Origin of the sequence: Brucella ciceri (genome assembly GCF_041930145.1) — a bacterium.
GTDB lineage: Bacteria > Pseudomonadota > Alphaproteobacteria > Rhizobiales > Rhizobiaceae > Brucella > Brucella intermedia.
Window position 1 is genome coordinate 54,324 of sequence record NZ_JBHEEV010000008.1, and the last position, 17,993, is coordinate 72,316.

A 17,993-nucleotide genomic window follows, 5' to 3' on the forward strand; every position below is an offset into this window, starting at 1 on the left:
ACCGGCCTTTAAGAAAAGGCCGGTCCTTCTCCAATGATGCGCTCACGATGCGCATAAAGGTCGAAGTCGTCACCACGCACCAGTGCAACAAGCGTCAGGTTCGCTTCATCAGCCGTCCGAATGGCCAAAGCGGTTGGCGCAGAGATCGCAGCCAGAACAGGCGCGCCGAACATAACGGCTTTCTGCACCATTTCCACAGAAACGCGACTGGTAATTACAACGATACCGTCTTCTGGCGAGCACCCGATAAGCAAAACAGCCCCCACAAGTTTGTCCAATGCGTTGTGGCGCCCGACATCCTCGCGAACGGCGATAAGCCCATTGCCAGGAACATAAAAACCCGCCGCATGAACGGCATGGGTCTGAGAGTTCAATCGCTGCTCGTCTGCCAGAGATCCGACAGCTTGCGAAATATCGTGGGGAGAAAATGTTCGACCGCTTTGCTCCAAGGCCTGTAGGGACCGCAACGCATGGTCAATCGAGTCTATCCCGCAAAGACCACAGCCAACGGGGCCAGCCATGAACCTGCGTCGCGCGGCAAGCCTCTGTTCAGGCCGTTCAGACAATCTAATCTGTATGTCGATGCCCTTCTCAAATGCCACGACCTCGACGGTTTCAATCTCGGAAATATCGTCCACAATATTTTCGGTAAGGGTGAAACCGATCCCGAAGTCCTCAAGATTATCGGGGGTAGCCATCATCACGGCCTGGGTAGAACCGTTATAGCTCACCGCCACGGGCACTTCCTCCGGCACCACTCGCTCACCCTCATGGAAGCCCGACGCACGGTGGGCGATACGTGGAGTACTCCGGCTAACTTTGTGGATCGTCATCTCAACCGCTCTCCCGTCACCGCGCCCATTTTTCCCGGCAGTTTCATGTGGCATGAAAACAACTTTAATGTAAGTTGCCACCGGACAAGCCGTCGCAAGTTGGGCGGCAAGCGAGGAAAACATGGATATTCGCCAGATAGACGACAATTATTCGGTTTCAGGGCAAATCGAACCCGACGATGTGCGCGACATCGCTGCAGAGGGATTTCGCACGATCATCTGCAACCGGCCCGATGGCGAGGGAGGCCCCCAGCAGCCCGAATTCAGCGAAATTGCACGCGTCGCAGAAAAAGCAGGACTTGCAACCTATTATATTCCGGTCGTCGGCGGTCAGTTGACGCAAGAAGATGTGGATGCGATGGCAGCAGCACTGGACGAAGCCGAAGGGCCCATCCTTAGCTACTGCCGATCAGGTGCACGCTCTACGAATGTTTACGGGATAGTGCAGAGCCAAAAGCGCGGATAAAGAACGAGCGCAGGCTATGTGGGCGGTGGAGCCGCAAAGGCATTTCGAGGGTCTTTGCAAACATGGCGATCACCGTCCCGAAAGCCGGGCGCGACCCGAATGGACGGCGCGCGATGTGTGGGCGCAGTACTGGCGATAATAGCTCATGCCGGTACGTGTGACAGTCGCGACAACGCCGCCGAGAACCAAAAGCCAACCAATTGCCTGCGGCCAGTTGAAGCTTTCAATTCCGCCGCTCAGCGCGACAATGAAGATACCGGCCCAGAGCAACGCTGCCGTCCGGCGCCAGAATACAGGGTTAAGCTCGTCGAACACGGCCTTCCACAGCGAGTGAACAAGGCAGGCGAAGAAAAGGGCAGCGGCCAGACCGATATTGAGCAACTCGACCGGAAGCCATTGTTGCGAGGTGAGCATCGTTTCCATCATCCACTTGACTAAATTCGTATCCAAGAAATCCGCCAGAACGTTTCTTGCGATCCGAGTACTATTACTGTTCGTCCTATTCAGCTTTCGCTTTGTGGCCGCAACGTGTTACAAGCATGGAAAGCTCCCCCGGATAAATTCACTTATTATTGCGTTCACGCGAAATATCGTGTTGAAAACATTGCCCTATTCTGGGTGCTATGCCAGATCAAGGACTACGCAACCCCTTCCATTGCTTAACGAATTTGCGGTTCCGAGCCGTCGGCGCTTCGCTGCAATGTTCCGTTCACAATCGCATCAGATAACAGCTTTGTAACAATTCGGCACAGCAAGGCAGCCTTTAGAAATAGCGAAACCTCGCGGTTATTCACAAGGATCGGGCTTCTTAGCTGGCTTTTACTTGCCCCACAGCCGTTTTGTTGAGGCAGCGCGACGGGTCGATTGGAGCGGGCGCATTAGCCGGCCGGCCGAAAAGAAAGCCTTGAACCTGTTCACAGCCCTCTTCGATCACCATGCGGTGCTGGTCAAAGGTTTCGATCCCCTCGGCCACGACCGGCAGATCGAGACTGCGACCAAGCCCGACAATGGCTCGTACAATTGCTCTGGCGCTGACATCCGTTTCCATGCTGGTGATGAAGCTGCGGTCAATCTTGATCTTGTCGAATGGAAAACTTTGAAGATTGCTGAGCGATGAATAACCGGTCCCGAAATCGTCCATAACAATGCGAACTCCCGACTTCTTCATTCGACGCAGCAGTTCAAGAGTCGTCAGTCGATCCTTCATCAAAGCGGATTCGGTTACCTCCAGTTCCAGTCTCGTCGGATCAAGCCCGGTCTCTGCGATAACCGACCTGACGGTATCCGGCAGGCTGACGAGCCGGAACTGGACGGGAGACAGATTTACAGCGATGGACAGATGGCTCTCCCATTCGGCGGCCGTGCGGCAAGCCTCACGCAGAACCCATTCGCCCAGCGCCACGATTGTTCCCGTTTCCTCGGCAATAGGGATGAACACGTCCGGTGGTATCTGCCCGCGTTCCGGATGATTCCAGCGGACCAATGCCTCATAACCCGTACAACGCCCGTCAGACGTCGCAAACAAAGGTTGATAGGCGATACCGATCTGTCCCCGCACCATCGCGTGACGCAAATCCGCTTCTAGCTGGCGCCGCTCTCTTATCTCCTGATCCATTTCCGGGGAATAGAATGCAAATAATCCGCGCCCTTCCGTCTTCGCCCGATAGAGCGCGATATCTGCCGCATGCCGGATGGCTTCCGCATCCTTGCCATCATTTGGATATAGGGCAACGCCAATACTGACGCCGACAGCGGTCGGATCAAGCACGGTATTCAGCTCCAAGCGGAAGGCTTCCAGAATCTTCTCGCTCAGCTTCCGGGCACCTCTAGGCTGCGGGACGCCCACTTGCAGAATAATAAACTCGTCACCGCCGATGCGTGCGGCAGTATCTATGCCATTTACGCAGCGCTTCAGGATGCTGGAAACCGTCTTCAATACCCGGTCGCCTTCGGCGTGACCGAAAATGTCGTTCACAGCCTTGAACCGGTCCAGATCGAGTGCCAGCACGGCGAAAGGCTCGCGGCTGGGACGCGCAACGGCATTCGCCAACCTTTCCTCAAAAAACATGCGGTTGGGCAGATCGGTGAGCGCGTCATGACGCGCCATGTGCTCAATCTGGCGTTGAGCTGCGCGTTTTTCGGTAAGATCGCGTACGGCGAGCACCTCGCAAGGACGTCCCTGATATTCGATGGCATGGACCGCAAGCTCAAAAATGCGTTCATCATTGGGAAACCTTGGAGCCGCCTCGATAGCCTCGGCACGGCGAGCACAGACCGGAAGCCCGTCAGCCGCCAATAACAAAGTATCGGGTTCAATACCCATCAGCGACTTTTCGCTTCTCCGCATGAGCTCAGAGAACCGGGCATTCATCTCGACTATCCCGCCATCCCGTATAACGGCCAAACCGTCTAATGTGGCGTTTGCAAACCCCTTCAAGTCCGTCATGTAACGGTCTATAAACACGGCAGAAATTGTCGCCAGCGCCACGCTACACACCACTGCCGCGATGGCAACAACGAGCCAGAGGCGTCCGATCCCAAGCGGATCGGCCGCGGGAAGAGTGGGGTTTGGGACCAGTTCAGTCGAGGCAACCGCGGTGAAATGGAGTGTGCAAACAGCGAGTATGCCTCCTACGGTCGGAAGCAGAATACGTGACCAGCCGGAAGCATTCGTCACAAACCAGAAAGCGGCCAGCAAAATCAGGACCGAGATTGCGCCGCCCACGAAGATCGGTGGAAGATCATAGTGTATGTCAGCCGCTGCTTTGATCGCACTCATGCCTGTGAAATGCATTGCGGCTATCGATAGCGTCGCCGAAATGGCCGCCATCAGAGCATATTTCAGCGCAGCACCCTTAAGTAGATGTAGGCTCAACCAAAAACCGAGAACAGCCGTCGCCGCCGAAAGAACGGTGGCGGTAAAATCAAACTCGATTGCTACGGTGCCGCTGTAAGCGAGCATCGCCACAAAGTGGGTTGCCCACACGCCAACTCCACCGGCAAAAGCACTGATTGCGAGCCAGTTGTCACGGCGGCTCCTGGTGCATTCGCGCGCGCGGGCCAGCAACAGGAAAAATGCAAACATGCTTGCAAATGAAATGGATGCAGCCAGAACCACAAAAGGCTGATCGTGCTGTACAGTCACGCATTCCAGAACTTTGAACATGCAGCCCCCTGCCCCGCCTAAGGTGCAGTTCTTGTTAAATACAACCAGAAGCACTATCCCGACTGTGCTTGGTTCCCCGAATAAAAGTATCGATAACTATTTAAGCAATCCTGAATTATCGATTTTGTCACCTGTTGTTGCTGTTAATGGCAGGAGATTAAACACGCTTACCGAAGCGCCTACCGACACGCGCAAGCAATATCACCGGTAAAATTCCGACCGTCACGATGGCGAGGGCGGCAAGGGAGGCTTCTTCGTATGTTCCGCGTGCGGCCTCGCCATAAAGATGCGTTGCGAAAGTCTCGACGTTGAGGGGGCGCAGCAGAAGTGTTGCAGGCAGTTCTTTCACACAGTCTACGAATACGAGGAGACCCGCCGCCACGATGGCTGTTTTCGATAGTGGCAAATGAACTGCGCAAAACGTTTCGGTAACGCCACGCCCGAGCGTGCGCGAAGCATGATCCAGTGACACGGGTATGCGCTCCAGCCCGGAATCGATGCCACCTGCGGAGATGGCCAGAAATCGAACGACATAGGCATAGATGACCGCCGCGCCTGTCCCGATCAGCACCAGCCCTGCCGAATAACCGAAGACATGCGATGTGAACAGATTGAAAAGTTGATCGAAGCTACCGGCCACCACCAAAATGCCGATGGCGATAACGGTCCCCGGAGCCGCATATCCCATCGTGGACACGCGATACGACCAGCGTGAAACAGCCCCCGGGAAAAGCCGGACAGCATATGCAACAAATATTCCGCATATCAGCACCAACGCTGTAGCCACTGACGCGAGCACAACGGTATTGAAAGCTTCGCCAACCAATCGCGGAGAGATACCGGCAAAACGGGCGCGCTTCACCGCTTCCACGACCAGATAAATTGCCGGCAGAACAAATCCAATGACGACTGGAAGGGAGCAGAGACAGAACAACCAGACGCCCCGCCCGTTCCTGACGCTCAATGGTTCGAAGCCACGCGAATGACGGATGTTGGAAGCAAAACGTTGCTTGCGTCGCCCCCAGCGTTCAATCGAAACAAGAGCAACCACCAGAAACAGGAGAGCGAGGGCCAATTGCGCAGCGCCTGGCAAATCCGAGCGCGTAATCCATGTGGTGTAAATCGAAACAGTCAATGTGCGCACGCCCAGGAATTCGGCGGCGCCTACATCATTCAGCGTTTCCATTAAAGCGAGACTGACCCCAACCGCTACGGCAGGCCGCGCGAGCGGCAATGCAACACGCCAGAAAATGCCCTTGCGGCTAACGCCCAAAGTTCTTGCCGCTTCGATAAGGCTGGCGGACTGAGTTAGAAACATTGCCCGTGTAGGGATATAGACATAGGGGTAGAGAACGAAGCCGAGAAGAATAATACATCCGGCCATTGAACGAATATCGGGCAAGCGGAACTGGCGCGGACTATCGTATCCCAGCATGAATCGCACCGCTCCCTGCACCGGACCAATAGGGTGCAGGATATCGAGATAGGCATAGGCAACGATGTAGGTCGGTACGGCCAAGGGCAGCAAAAGCGCCCATTCAAGCAGGCGCCGCCCGCGAAAATCATATGCCGTCACCAGCCATGCCGTTGACGTTCCTATGAAAGCGGCAATGATGCCGACACCGATAAGCAGAATTACCGTTTCGAGAAAAGCTGTCGCTAGATTGGTGGCGAGAAGGTGCGCCCAGAGCCCCGCAGATCCTTGTATGGCTTCAAAGGCAAGGGCAAGAACCGGAAGTAAAACCAGAACTGCAACCAATGCCGAGAGCCTTAGCCAGTTGCGTCCCGCTTTTGCGGGTCGCAAAACTCGTTTCCGGGTGGCTGCAAAAGCTTCCATTGGTCTCTCTATAGAGCATTTCCTGTTAGATCTTCGGAAATGCTCTATCCATTTGTTTTAATGCACGTCTTTGCCCGAACTAGCATCCGCTCTCGGGAGACGCGCTCTAGTACAACGCCGGCGCATGAAATGCACCGGCGCTGGTCTGGTTAGTTCATTCGGCTTTTAGTTATCAAAACCGACTTTGTCGACCAGTTCGCTTGCCTGCTTGCGATGGCTCACAATTTCCGAAAGCGGAACACTGTCGATCTTCAGTTCACCGAACGATTCCACGATTGGATCAAGCGGAGCGCCCGGCTTTACCGGATACTCGAAATTGGCCTTGGCGTAGAGCTGCTGGGCTTCGTCGGACACCAGATATTCGAGCAGCTTGACTGCTGCGTCCTTGTGCGGTGCATTCTTTGCAACGGCTGCGCCACTGATGTTGACCTGGGTTCCGCCATCCTTGAATGTCGGCAGCAGAACCTTGATGCCTTCGCCCCAGGTCTTCTGCTCGTCACCGCCCTTACCCGAACGCATCAGGCCGACATAATAGGAATTGGCAACGGCTATATCGCAAATGCCGCCTACGATATCCTTGGCACCATCACGATCGCCACCGGCAGCCTTGCGCGCAAGATTATCCTTGAGCCCCTTCAACCATTCTTCGGTCTTTTCCGGACCGTAATGCGCGATATAGTCCGCGAAGAGTGCTGTATTGTAAGGATGCTGGCCCGCACGGATGCAGATTTTGCCCTTCCACTTCGGATCGGACAGGTCCTCATAGTTGATCTTGTCGAGCTCGAGGTCTTTCGCGGCATAGACGATGCGAGCGCGCATGGACAATGCGAACCAGTTATCCTTGGCGTCGCGGAGCTGTTCCGGAACAGCTTCTTTCAGCACCTTGGAATCAACAGGCTGGGTGAGTCCCTTGTCGACGAGATCGACCAGGTTCCCGGCGTCGACCGTCATAAGAATGTCGGCGGGCGAGTTGGCGCCCTCAGAAGCTACGCGTTCTGCCAGACCGTCCTTCAGGAAAACCGTATTGACGGTAATTCCGGTAGACGATTTGAAAGCATCGAGCAGGGGCTGAATGAGGCCCGGTTCACGCGTCGTGTAAATGTTCACTTCATCTGCGTGGGCAGCTCCTGCAAAGAACGTTACTGCGGCGAGAGCAAGGCCAGAACGCGCGAACTTGGACATTTTACCTCCAGATGGACCTGTTTCATATTAAATTATGAGTTACGCAATCAAGTTATACGGTGCAGCGCACCGACGGTCAATTGCTGCAACACTTCGACAGCGGATATTTTCAGTCACTTGGGGAAAATCAGCGCCTTATCCCAATGCGGGCGTAGCACTATATCGTTGGAAGAAGCCGGAAGCCGCAGTTCGGTGCGTACACGCAGGCGCGGAGCCGCATCTGTTACCCGCACGACCAGTTCTTCGATTTCACCGAGAAAGGTGCGGGCTTCAATATGACCACGCAATGAAGCTTCGCCAGTCTCACTATCGGTCACAATCGTAAAGTCACGCGGACGCAGATAGGCAAACGCTTCAGCGTCGGGTCCAAACTGTGCACTTATGGCAATTTTCCCAAAGGGAGTTACCAGCCCATTACCCTCGACTTTTCCGGGTATCACATTGAAGTCACAGAAAAAATCCGCTGCATACCGGTTCACGGGCTGGTCATGAAGCTCGCGTGCCGGGCCATTCTGAACAACTTCGCCAGATCGCATCAATACGACACGATCTCCGGTCGACAGCGCCTCTTCGGCTTCGTGCGTTACGATAATCGCCGTTGTGCCAAGCTCCCTCAGCAAAGCCACTGTCTCACGGCGAACCCGGGCGCGCAGTCCTCTATCAAGGTTCGAAAACGGCTCGTCCATCAGCAGAAGCTGTGGTTTCGGAGCAAGGGCCCGGATAAGTGCCACACGTTGCTGCTCGCCACCTGACAGCATGTGCGGATAGCGATCCGCCATGTGCGAGAGCGACACCAGTTCGAGAAGCTCTCCTGTCCGCGCATCCGCCGCGTGGCGGGGCATTCTTCGCAATCCGAACAGGATGTTTTCTCTTACCGTCAGGTGCGGAAACAAAGCGTAGTCCTGGAAGACGACACCCACGTTCCGTTTTTCAGGCTCAATAAAGACGGATGGGCCGACCAGCGCCTGCCCCCCCATGGTGAGTGTTCCACTGTCTGGAACATCGATGCCCGCGATAATGCGCAGCAGGGAAGTCTTACCGCAGCCGGAATGGCCGACCAGGCAAATTATCTCGCCCTCGTGAACATCGAGAGAGACATCATTGAGCGCACGCACAGCGCCAAACTGGCGGGTAATACCGGACAGAGTCAGTGCTGGGCCGGATTGCCCGAATACCTGTCTTTTATCATGCGGGTTGCGTGCTGCGTCCATAAGCAAGATCGCGTGTCCAGATTGCAGTTCAGGCGGATATAGAGACACATTCTCCAGAAAGCTACAAAAACAGGATGGATTATCTCAGGAATATCGCAACTAAGTATTGTGTAACAGGTTATCCGGTTGATCGTGAACAAAAAGCGAGCCATGTTCACTGTGCTTCCATATGCTCAAATCACCCAATCGCATTGCAGGAGAATACCGAAATGGGGCCGGTCACGGATAAGGTGGCGACAGCTGACAGCTTGCCGCAGGAAACCAAAATTGCCATCATCGGCGGCGGCGTCATCGGTGTTTCCACTGCCCTTTTTCTGGCCGAACGCGGCATTCCTGTCACTCTCCTTGAAAAGGGGGAGATCGCGGGGGAACAATCCAGCCGCAATTGGGGGTGGTGCCGCCGTACCGGGCGCGACAGCCGGGAAATGCCCCTCATCGTCGAAAGCATGCGACTATGGGAAGGCATGAATGAGCGAACGGGGCGCGAAACCGGTTTCCGTGTGACCGGAATTGCCTACACAGCTGAAAAAGAAGAGCAAATGGCTCTTTATGCGGAGTGGATCAGGATAGCTCGGGAACACGGCATTGGGACGGAACTTCTCAATGCAAATCAGGTCGCAGCATTGGCACCCGGCATCAATCGTCGGCTCGCAGGCGGCATGATAACGCCGCGCGACGGACGGGCCGAACCGCAAAAGGCGGTTCCGGCTTTTGCCGCAAAAGCGCAAGAGAATGGCGCCATCATTCTACAAAACTGTGCCGTGCGCGGTATAGAGACGACCAATGGCCGGGTCACGGCAGTCCTTACCGAAAAAGGCCGTCTGTGCTGCGAGGCAGTGATCGTCGCGGGCGGAGCCTGGTCAAGACTTATCGTTTCGAGCTTCAAGGCCCACCTGCCGCAGTTGAAGGTGCGTTCTTCCGTATTCCGCACGGCTCCCATTGATGCCGGTGTCGAACCTGCAATTGCGTTTTCGGACTTTGCCCTGCGCAAGAGGCTTGATGGCGGATACACGGTTGCAAGCCTCGGTGGCTCTATCGCGGATATCGTGCCCGACAGTTTCCGGTTCTTTCGGGATTTCATACCCTCGCTTTCAACCGAGTGGCGGTCGTTGCGCTTCCGGTTCGGCGAGCGCTTCTTCGAAGAAGCTTTCCAATGGAAACTCCGGCCTGCCGACGAGATATCCATTTTCGAAAAAATTCGCACGCTCGATCCTGCTCCGCACAAGGCCGCCAACGCTCAGGTGCTGACGAAGCTCAGGCAGGCAATCCCCTCTTTCGCCCAGGCAACGATAGAGCAGGAATGGGCAGGGCTCATCGACACGATGCCGGACGTCATCCCGGTCATCTCGCCACTCCCGGGCATTGAAGGCTTGATCGTAGCAACAGGCTTTTCGGGGCATGGCTTCGGGATTGGTCCCGGCGCGGGCAAGCTCGTTGCCGATATGGTTACAGGTGAAACGCCGGTCGTCGATCCTTCGGCGTTTCACATTTCCCGGTTTTCCGATGGTTCCAAGATTCGCATCGAAAACTGGGGATAGCGATTATTGGATGACCCCGCAGGCGAACCGAGCGCCGCCACCGCCAAGCGGCTTGGGTTTATCAGAGTAGTTATCTCCTCCCACGTGAACCATCAAGGCTCGCCCCTTGATTTCATCCAGCGACCTGAGCCGCGGGGCCGTCACGCTTTGAGTCACGTTACCCTGTGCGTCGGCTTCGAGCAGAGGCAAGTCACCAAGATGCCCCTCACCTTCCGGTCCCATGTGGTGCTTGGAATGCGACGGATCGTAATGCCCGCCGGCAGATTGCGCCGGGACAGTTTTTCCATCCTGTTCAGCCGGTGCGCAGCTGCCTTTCTCATGCACATGAAAGCCGTGCTCACCAGCAGGAAGGCCTCTCAAATTGGTCTTGAATAACAATCCAGCATCCATCTGCGAGATGGTGACGGTGCCAATTTCCTTTCCCTGGCCTGTTGGCAGAGCTTCATAAAGTTTGACGCTCATATCCGCGGCAATGGCTGGAACTGCCAGAAGCATCATTGCTGAAGCAATCAAAAACGGCTGCATTGTTTCCTCCTGATCGCGATCCTTCGTGATGAGACGACAACGCACACCGCTCGAAATTGTTCGAAAATAAAATGCCGGAGCGACCGCGTGACAAACACTGTCACGCGGTCAGAGGCGGATTATACCGTTATGAATTGAGCCATCATGCCCACATCTTCATGTTCCAGCACGTGGCAATGAAACATGAATGGATGGCTTTTCGCCGCTTCACGGTCGAAATGAACCAATATTTCAGCCTTCCCATCAATCAAAGCCGTATCCTTCCAGCCCGCTTGATGTGCGGGGGGCGCTTTGCCATTCTGGGAAAGAATGCGAAACGACGCCCCATGGATATGGAATGGATGCGGCATCTCCTTCGTTGTAAGTTCCCAGATTTCCCAGGACCCAAGCTTGGCCTCGACATCGATACGACCCATGTCGAACGGTTTGCCTGCGATCGCCATCGTTACGCCTGACGACAAGGCGTCAAGCGCCGGACCTGCATCGGCAGAACTTCTGGCCCCGTGCATCTCATGATCCATAGCGCCAGACTGCATGGAGCTCATGTCCATACTGCCCATGTTATGCCCGGCATGAGGATCGGTGGACGGTTTTGCCATCATCAGCCTCATATTTTCCGTCATTCGCTCGTCAAAGAAGAACGAGCGGCGTTTTACGGAAAGGTTTTCGTCCGGGACGCCTGGCCCATCCAGACGATCTGGAAAGGACTTGATTTTCGCTTGCAAGGCGCTGTCCACCTCAAACCGCATCAAATGCAGATCATCGCCACCGCTGTCATTTTCGTAGGTCAGCAAATCGACTGCCCTGCCTTGGGAAAAATCCACCAGAACCTCGTAGCGCTCACCGGGACTTATGGACAACCTTTTGACCGGTTCCGGCTTTCCGATGAAACCGCCATCCGACGCGATGACAAATAAGGGGCGATTATCACCGAGACGAACATGAAAGTTTCGCGCATTGGCACCGTTCAGGATGCGCAGACGGACAATGGACTGAGGGACCCGCGCTTCCGGTGAAACTATCCCGTTCACGATAAGCTTGTCGCCACGGAAACCATGCATCAAGTCCATAATGTCAGGCTGATAAATCCTGTCCCCCTCAATCACCCGACGATCCTGAAGCACCAGCGGAATATCATCTATACCGTAGTCTTCGGGCAGCCCGCGTGCAGCATCCTTGCCATCAGTCACGACCATGAGACCGGCAATGCCGAGATGCGCCTGACGGGCGGTATTTCCATGCAGATGCGGATGGAACCAGTTGAACGAGGCTGGCTGATTGACCGTGATTTTCGGTTTCCATTCCGCGCCCGGCGCAATCACATTATGGGGGCCGCCGTCGAGTATGGAGGGGACGAAAAGCCCGTGCCAATGAAGCGTAGTCTCATCATCCATGCCGTTTTCTACGGAAAGGGTGACTGTTTCACCATTCTTCAAGCGCACGAGCGGACCAAGATAGGCACCGTTGACGCCAGCCGATGCTGCTTCGCTTCCTTCTTCAAAACTGTGCCACCCTGCCTGCACCTTGAGTTTGACGACACCCGACGCATCCGGTTCGATCAGAGGCGGGAGAGGCAAAGGCCGTCCAGCAGTCGGGGTCCACAAGGCCCCCGCGCCGTGGGCCATATGCTGATGAGCGTCTTGAGCAAAGCTGTCAATTGGGCGGATGGTCGTGGCAAAGGCCGCCCCGGTCGCCAGAGCGAACAGGCGGCGGCGTGTAATTCCAGTCATGGTAAGTCTCCAGACAATAATCGTGATAGCCGCCAAATTTCGGCGGCGATTTCCAAGATCAAGCCTGAAGCGATATGGGCGGTCGCAGGTCGCTGTTCGGGGATTTGCCGTTCAGCGCTGCAACGAGCGGCGGCAAACCAAAATCCTGTACAGGAACATCCGCGCGCAAATCCGTTGCCAATTGAACAACACAGCCGCACGTCATCATCACACAAGCATTCGGTGTTTTGCCGCCGTGATCCTTCGGCGCAGTTTTGCCCGCATCCGCCGAGACCGATGTGTCGTCCATCTGATGCGACATGTTCACATGACAATCAGAAACCGTCTGCACAGAGGGCGCCTCATGCGCCATGGCGTAACAAAGTTGCGCGGAAACAAGAAACAGGATTGCAAGCAACGTCACGAGCCCACGGGAAGGCAAGCGCAGGACCGCATGGTCCCGGGCTGCCCCCCTCAAGCCGATATCGTACTTTGCTCGAAACATGTTTACTTTCGTACAGATGACACAGGAAATTTAATCAGCCCTTGCGGCAAATGAAAGATCAGAACGCGCGCTGACAGGAATTTTATCCACTTTCGCTTTTGTTTCCAAAACAGCCCATCCGAAATCACAAAATTGCTTAAAAGCCCTTTTCCGCTTGCGATTCTATATTCGCCGGCTTTAAAGAAGCCACATCTTGGGCTCCCTCCCCTAAAAAGACGGCCCGCAATATTGGAACTGAAACAATGACAGTCGCTGTAGCGGTTGCTCCGCAGAAAAACTCCGCGCGCCGAGTTCTGGCCGCAAGCATGATCGGCACCACGATCGAATTTTTTGACTTCTATATTTACGCGACCGCCGCGGTGATCGTGTTCCCCCATCTGTTCTTCCCGGCAAGCGACGGCAACTCCGCGCTTCTCCAGTCTTTGGCAACCTTTGCGATTGCATTCTTTGCACGCCCCATCGGCGGAGCATTGTTCGGCCACTTCGGAGACAAGGTCGGACGCAAGGCTACGCTGGTCGCAGCGCTCATGACCATGGGTATTTCCACGGTCGCCATCGGTTTCCTGCCAACCTACGACTCCATAGGCGTCTGGGCAGCTCTTCTGCTGGCTCTGTGCCGTCTGGGCCAGGGGCTTGGTCTCGGTGGCGAGTGGGGCGGCGCGGTGCTGCTTGCAACTGAAAACGCGCCCGAAGGCAAGCGGACATGGTACGGCATGTTCCCGCAGCTCGGCGCTCCGGTTGGCTTCATTCTGGCGACGGGCATCTTCCTCATTCTGGCCGAGGCTCTTACCGAAGAACAATTTTTTGCTTTCGGCTGGCGCATTCCTTTCATAGCCAGCGCTCTTCTGGTCGGTGTGGGTTTGTTCATCCGTCTGAAGATCGCCGAAACGCCTGAATTCCAGAAAGCAATCGACAAGGCTGAACGCGTCGAAGTACCGGTCGCAACCTTGTTCAAGCAGCACAAGATGAGCCTTCTCCTAGGCACCATCGGTGCGGTTGCAACCTTCGTCCTGTTCTATCTGATGACGGTCTTTTCGCTGGGCTGGGGCACACGCGCCCTTGGCTATAGCCGCGAGGAATTCCTTATTCTTCAGATGATCGGCGTGGTCTTCTTCGGCTTGATGATCCCTGTGGCTGCGCTGCTGTCCGACCGTTTCGGCATGCGCCCGGTCATGATTATCGTCACCGTCCTGATCGGCCTCTACGGCTTCATCATGGCGCCCTTGTTCATGGCGGGCACTGCTGGCGTCCTCGCATTCCTCATCATCGGCTTCGGTCTGATGGGTCTTACCTATGGCCCGATCGGTGCCGCGCTCGCCGAACCATTCCCAACCTCTGTCCGTTACACCGGCGCCTCGCTGACCTTCAATCTGGCAGGTATTCTGGGTGCCTCGGTCGCACCCTACATCGCGACCTGGCTCGCAACGCACTATAGCTTCGACTATGTCGGTTATTACATGGTCGCAGCCGCCGTGGTTTCGCTGATTGGCTTTACCTTCATTTCGTTCAAGCGCGGCGAATAGTAAACTGTACGAAGCAAAAAGCCCGCGTGGAGCGATCCGCGCGGGCTTTTCCTTGTGAGGCGCGAGGGCCCTATTCCGTGTCGGCAGCTTCCAATGCGATAGCCACCGACTGGATGATCGATGCAAAGCGGACAGCCGTCTGGATCGCTTCCGACGACACATTGGCCTTGCGCAGCACATCCTCATGCGCATCGATGCACATGCCGCAGCCATTGATGGCAGATACCGCCAGCGACCAGAGCTCGAAGTCAACCTTGTCGACGCCCGGATTACCGATCACATTCATGCGCAGCTTTGCCGGCATGGTACGGTAGTCTTTATTGGTAGCGAGATGTACGAAGCGGTAATAGACATTGTTCATGCCCATGATCGACGCAGCCGACTTCGCGGCTTGAATGACGGAAGCGTCGACTTTGGCGGTGGCTTCGCCAACAAACGCCTTACGCACGTCGGCGTTGCGAGAGGCAATGCCGCACGCAACGAACAGGCCGTATTTCTGCTGTGGCGTCAGTGTTTCATCGCTTGCCATGGACGAAAGATTGAGACGGACGTCCTTGGCGAAATCCGGGATTTTTGACTTCAGGTCATCAATGGACATGGAACCCTCTTTATCTGCCATTCGGGATATCAAAGCATTTCCAGCAAAAATGCGGTGCGGTCTTGCATGGGAGAATGCGTAAAAACAAAGAGATAGAGCAGTTCCGATGTCCATGTTGGGCTGGAACCGCTTCAGATAAAAGAAAGGCGGGCCTTGACCCGCCTTTCCGCACTCAATCAGGACCTATCAAGCTGCCTTGAGCGTTTCGCCACCGACTTCGCGGTTGCACGGGCAAAGTTCATCGGTCTGCAGCGCATCGAGAACACGCAGCGTATCCTTCGGAGCACGGCCAACGTTGAGGTTGGTTGCGTAAACGTGCTGGATTGTGTTGTCCGGATCGACAACAAAGGTATAGCGATACGCGACGCCATCCGGCGAGCGAACGCCCAAGCCATCGACCAGCGAGCCGTTGGTGTCGGCAAACGACCAGATCGGCAGCTTGTCGAGATCCTTGTGATCACGACGCCATGCGAGCTTCACGAATTCATTGTCGGTCGAACCACCCAGAACGACTGCGTCACGGTCTTCGAAATCAGATGCAAGACGGGCAAACTCAGCGATTTCCGTCGGGCAAACGAAGGTGAAATCCTTCGGGTAGAAGAAGATAACCTTCCACTTGCCAGCAAAGCTTGCTTCGGTGATTTCTTCAAACGCCGAAACGCCGTTTTCTTCGTGATGGTTGAAGCCGGGCTTTACGCCGGTGACCTTGAAGGAGGGGAGCTTGTCGCCGATACCGAGCATCTTATACCTACCTTTAAAATTCGATGGTTATGCGGAATTTTCTGAATTTTCAGAATTTTCCGTTCTGCGAGTCATATATAGGGTTTCTTGCCAAATCGGTCAAAGCGATTATATCGATAAATTCCATCGATTATAACGATGGAACAAGGACTTAAGATTCGATGCTCAACATCAGTGTCCGTCAACTCCACTATTTCATGGCCCTCGTCAAAGCGGGCTCCTTTTCACGAGCCGCCGAAGTCGTGGGCGTAACCCAATCAACCTTGAGTGCCGCCATTCAGTCCCTCGAGGCGGAACTCGGCGTAACGCTGATCGATCGCTCAGGCCGACGAATGCAGCTTCTGCCTGCCGGCGAAGATTTTCTGGAGCGAGCCCGCACTATCGTAGCTCTCATCGAAGAACTACCTGAACATGCGCGGCAGGCAGAACGCCCGCTGACGACCAGATTGCGGATGGGAGTCATTCCGTCGATAGCGCCTTTTTTGTTACCCAAAATTCTGCCTGCGACCTCCAGGGCCTTTCCCGAACTGCAGCTTACCATTCGCGAAGGCCTCACGCGCTCCCTGCTGGACAGCTTGCGTTCAGGATCCCTCGATGTTGCGCTCGTCGCCCATCCATACGATCTCGATGAATTTGAAGTATCAGAGCTTGGTCACGATATCTTCTATCTGGCGGTGCGGCGCGATCATGCCCTGGCCAATCGCGACCGGGTCGATGCTGACGATTTGCAGGATCAGCCCTTTCTCCTGCTGGAAACAGGGCATTGTCTTCGCGAACACGTCATGGCCGCCATAGGTTCCACACCGGCGCAAGCAAGCGGCGATGTCCATGCCACATCGATCACGACACTGGTGCAGCTTGTCGATTTCGGAATGGGCGTCACCCTTCTGCCGGAGGTGGCGGTCAAAGCGGGTGTCACGCGAGGAACGGAACTAAGCGTCGTTCCTTACGAGGGCAAGAACAATTACCGATCGCTGGTTCTGGTCTGGCGCTCCAATGCTGCCCGCCGCAACGAGTTCGAGCTTTTCGCGGATCATCTGCGCCGCAAATGCATGAAGCTGATCTAGAGAACTCCCCAGGCCCGAAACCGCCCGCGTCCGGTGATCTCTCTCAAATTGAGTTCCGAAATCAGTTTCAGCGCCCCTTGCTGCGTGACCTGCAATTCCTTTTCCACCATCTGGCTGGAAATGACCGGGCTGCGCAGCACCATCTCCATCAGTTCCGGCAAGCGCGAATTGGACCTGCGCCCTTTGAGCTTACGTTGCATTTGTTCACGCGCCAGAAGCAACCGGTCATGCTCCTTCATGGAAAGGTCGGCAGCTTCTTCAATGCTTTCAAAAAACGTTCTGAGCCTGATCACACGGTTGGACGAGCGACGTTCATCGGGCCGTTTCGCACGCAGGCCGAGACTGATTGTCGGCAGATGGCCCGTTGCAAGACCGCTTTGGCGCAGGAGTGCGGCCGTCAGAAGCCGGCCTATCCACGATGACCGCTGCACAACCTCCAGCGAAAACCAGGCGTCATGGATCAATGCGGCTCGCATCAGCGGTGGCAGATGCCTCGTGCCGGCAAGACAATCGCGCCATTCCTGCAAACGCGCATCCTCATCCCAGTCATCGTCATAAAGCAGCGTGTCACGCGGCGTCGTTTCCGGCTTGGGTCTGACGGGAGCCACGCCTTCCAGAAGAGCACCCGTCCGCGCAAGCAGACTGTCAATGTCATTGAGCAACGGGTCGAAATCATCATCCGTAGCTTGGCGCGGTTCGACTTCCGAAGGGGTGAGATCGATGGATCGGCCGAGCAATTGCTGGATACCAGCGGGTCCGAGGGCCCAGTCTGCTGATTTTCCGGCAATCTGTCTGCGCATGCGCAAAACCGCATGCGCTATCGTCAAGGCATGGCTTGGCATCCGGTTGTCCATCAAGGCATCATGCAAGACCAGGTCTTCCATATGCACCAGTTCGCCCTCAAGCCACATCGAAGCGACGGCATCGTGCATATGCAACCGTTCGATCATGCCATCGTGAATAGGTGAGCGCGAAAGCCGCTCGTCGAGTCGAACCAAGGCCGCCGTAGCATTGCTCACGGGCACAAAAAACTCTTCGAACGGTAAATCATCGATCTCGTAGGCCATGTCCCGCATATCGCAGCCGATTGCG

The 17,993-nt window shown here is 55.5% G+C and carries 16 protein-coding genes; 4 read left to right on the forward strand and 12 right to left on the reverse strand.

What is annotated here, in order from left to right:
* Positions 1–8: 8 nt before the first annotated feature.
* Entirely contained in the window at positions 9–833 is an 825-nt protein-coding gene (gene fdhD / locus JNC63_RS16195) for a formate dehydrogenase accessory sulfurtransferase FdhD (protein WP_031346983.1), read from the reverse strand.
* A 121-nt stretch (positions 834–954) separates the two neighbouring features.
* On the opposite strand from fdhD, the gene JNC63_RS16200 reads away from it, so the two are divergent.
* Positions 955–1,299 (forward strand): protein tyrosine phosphatase family protein, encoded by a 345-nt coding sequence (locus JNC63_RS16200; RefSeq protein ID WP_006469075.1) that lies wholly within the window; start codon positions 955–957, stop codon positions 1,297–1,299.
* Positions 1,300–1,368: 69 nt separating this feature from the next.
* Here JNC63_RS16200 and JNC63_RS16205 read toward each other — a convergent pair whose 3' ends face one another.
* The 5 genes from JNC63_RS16205 to JNC63_RS16225 form a co-directional block, all read right to left on the reverse strand.
* Positions 1,369–1,725, reverse strand: coding sequence for a hypothetical protein (locus tag JNC63_RS16205; RefSeq protein ID WP_021587277.1), 357 nt, complete (start codon positions 1,723–1,725; stop codon positions 1,369–1,371).
* A gap of 382 nt (positions 1,726–2,107) precedes the next feature.
* Positions 2,108–4,465: a bifunctional diguanylate cyclase/phosphodiesterase gene (locus tag JNC63_RS16210; protein WP_006472658.1), complete on the reverse strand. Its 2,358-nt coding sequence runs from the start codon at positions 4,463–4,465 to the stop codon at positions 2,108–2,110.
* A 157-nt stretch (positions 4,466–4,622) separates the two neighbouring features.
* Complete coding sequence (locus JNC63_RS16215; RefSeq protein WP_006469079.1) at positions 4,623–6,302, reverse strand: ABC transporter permease; 1,680 nt, start codon at positions 6,300–6,302, stop codon at positions 4,623–4,625.
* A 165-nt stretch (positions 6,303–6,467) separates the two neighbouring features.
* Positions 6,468–7,484 (reverse strand): Fe(3+) ABC transporter substrate-binding protein, encoded by a 1,017-nt coding sequence (locus tag JNC63_RS16220; protein WP_006469080.1) that lies wholly within the window; start codon positions 7,482–7,484, stop codon positions 6,468–6,470.
* A 113-nt stretch (positions 7,485–7,597) separates the two neighbouring features.
* Positions 7,598–8,695 (reverse strand): ABC transporter ATP-binding protein, encoded by a 1,098-nt coding sequence (locus JNC63_RS16225; RefSeq protein ID WP_006472659.1) that lies wholly within the window; start codon positions 8,693–8,695, stop codon positions 7,598–7,600.
* A 209-nt stretch (positions 8,696–8,904) separates the two neighbouring features.
* On the opposite strand from JNC63_RS16225, the gene JNC63_RS16230 reads away from it, so the two are divergent.
* On the forward strand, positions 8,905–10,233 hold the full coding sequence (locus tag JNC63_RS16230) for an NAD(P)/FAD-dependent oxidoreductase (RefSeq protein WP_006472660.1): 1,329 nt from the start codon (positions 8,905–8,907) through the stop codon (positions 10,231–10,233).
* A gap of 3 nt (positions 10,234–10,236) precedes the next feature.
* On the opposite strand, the gene sodC is transcribed toward JNC63_RS16230, so the two are convergent.
* The 3 genes from sodC to JNC63_RS16245 form a co-directional block, all read right to left on the reverse strand.
* A complete protein-coding gene (gene sodC, locus JNC63_RS16235; protein ID WP_006472661.1) occupies positions 10,237–10,758 on the reverse strand; it encodes a superoxide dismutase family protein in 522 nt (173 codons plus the stop codon).
* Between the two features lie 119 nt (positions 10,759–10,877).
* Complete coding sequence (cueO, locus tag JNC63_RS16240) at positions 10,878–12,488, reverse strand: multicopper oxidase CueO (RefSeq protein WP_006472662.1); 1,611 nt, start codon at positions 12,486–12,488, stop codon at positions 10,878–10,880.
* A gap of 58 nt (positions 12,489–12,546) precedes the next feature.
* Entirely contained in the window at positions 12,547–12,972 is a 426-nt protein-coding gene (locus JNC63_RS16245) for a hypothetical protein (protein WP_006469084.1), read from the reverse strand.
* Positions 12,973–13,214: 242 nt separating this feature from the next.
* Between JNC63_RS16245 and JNC63_RS16250 the strand changes: the two genes are divergently transcribed.
* Positions 13,215–14,495 carry an MFS transporter gene (locus tag JNC63_RS16250; protein ID WP_006469085.1) on the forward strand — a complete coding sequence of 427 codons (1,281 nt, stop codon included), beginning with the start codon at positions 13,215–13,217 and terminating at the stop codon, positions 14,493–14,495.
* Between the two features lie 70 nt (positions 14,496–14,565).
* Here JNC63_RS16250 and ahpD read toward each other — a convergent pair whose 3' ends face one another.
* A complete protein-coding gene (gene ahpD / locus JNC63_RS16255; RefSeq protein ID WP_006472664.1) occupies positions 14,566–15,093 on the reverse strand; it encodes an alkylhydroperoxidase, AhpD family in 528 nt (175 codons plus the stop codon).
* Positions 15,094–15,279: 186 nt separating this feature from the next.
* On the reverse strand, positions 15,280–15,834 hold the full coding sequence (locus JNC63_RS16260; protein WP_006469087.1) for a peroxiredoxin: 555 nt from the start codon (positions 15,832–15,834) through the stop codon (positions 15,280–15,282).
* A gap of 161 nt (positions 15,835–15,995) precedes the next feature.
* On the opposite strand from JNC63_RS16260, the gene JNC63_RS16265 reads away from it, so the two are divergent.
* On the forward strand, positions 15,996–16,901 hold the full coding sequence (locus JNC63_RS16265; protein ID WP_006469089.1) for a hydrogen peroxide-inducible genes activator: 906 nt from the start codon (positions 15,996–15,998) through the stop codon (positions 16,899–16,901).
* On the opposite strand, the gene JNC63_RS16270 is transcribed toward JNC63_RS16265, so the two are convergent.
* Positions 16,898–17,968, reverse strand: a complete 1,071-nt coding sequence (locus JNC63_RS16270) for an RHE_PE00001 family protein (RefSeq protein WP_006472665.1) — start codon at positions 17,966–17,968, stop codon at positions 16,898–16,900. The genes JNC63_RS16265 and JNC63_RS16270 overlap by 4 nt on opposite strands.
* Positions 17,969–17,993: the final 25 nt, after the last annotated feature.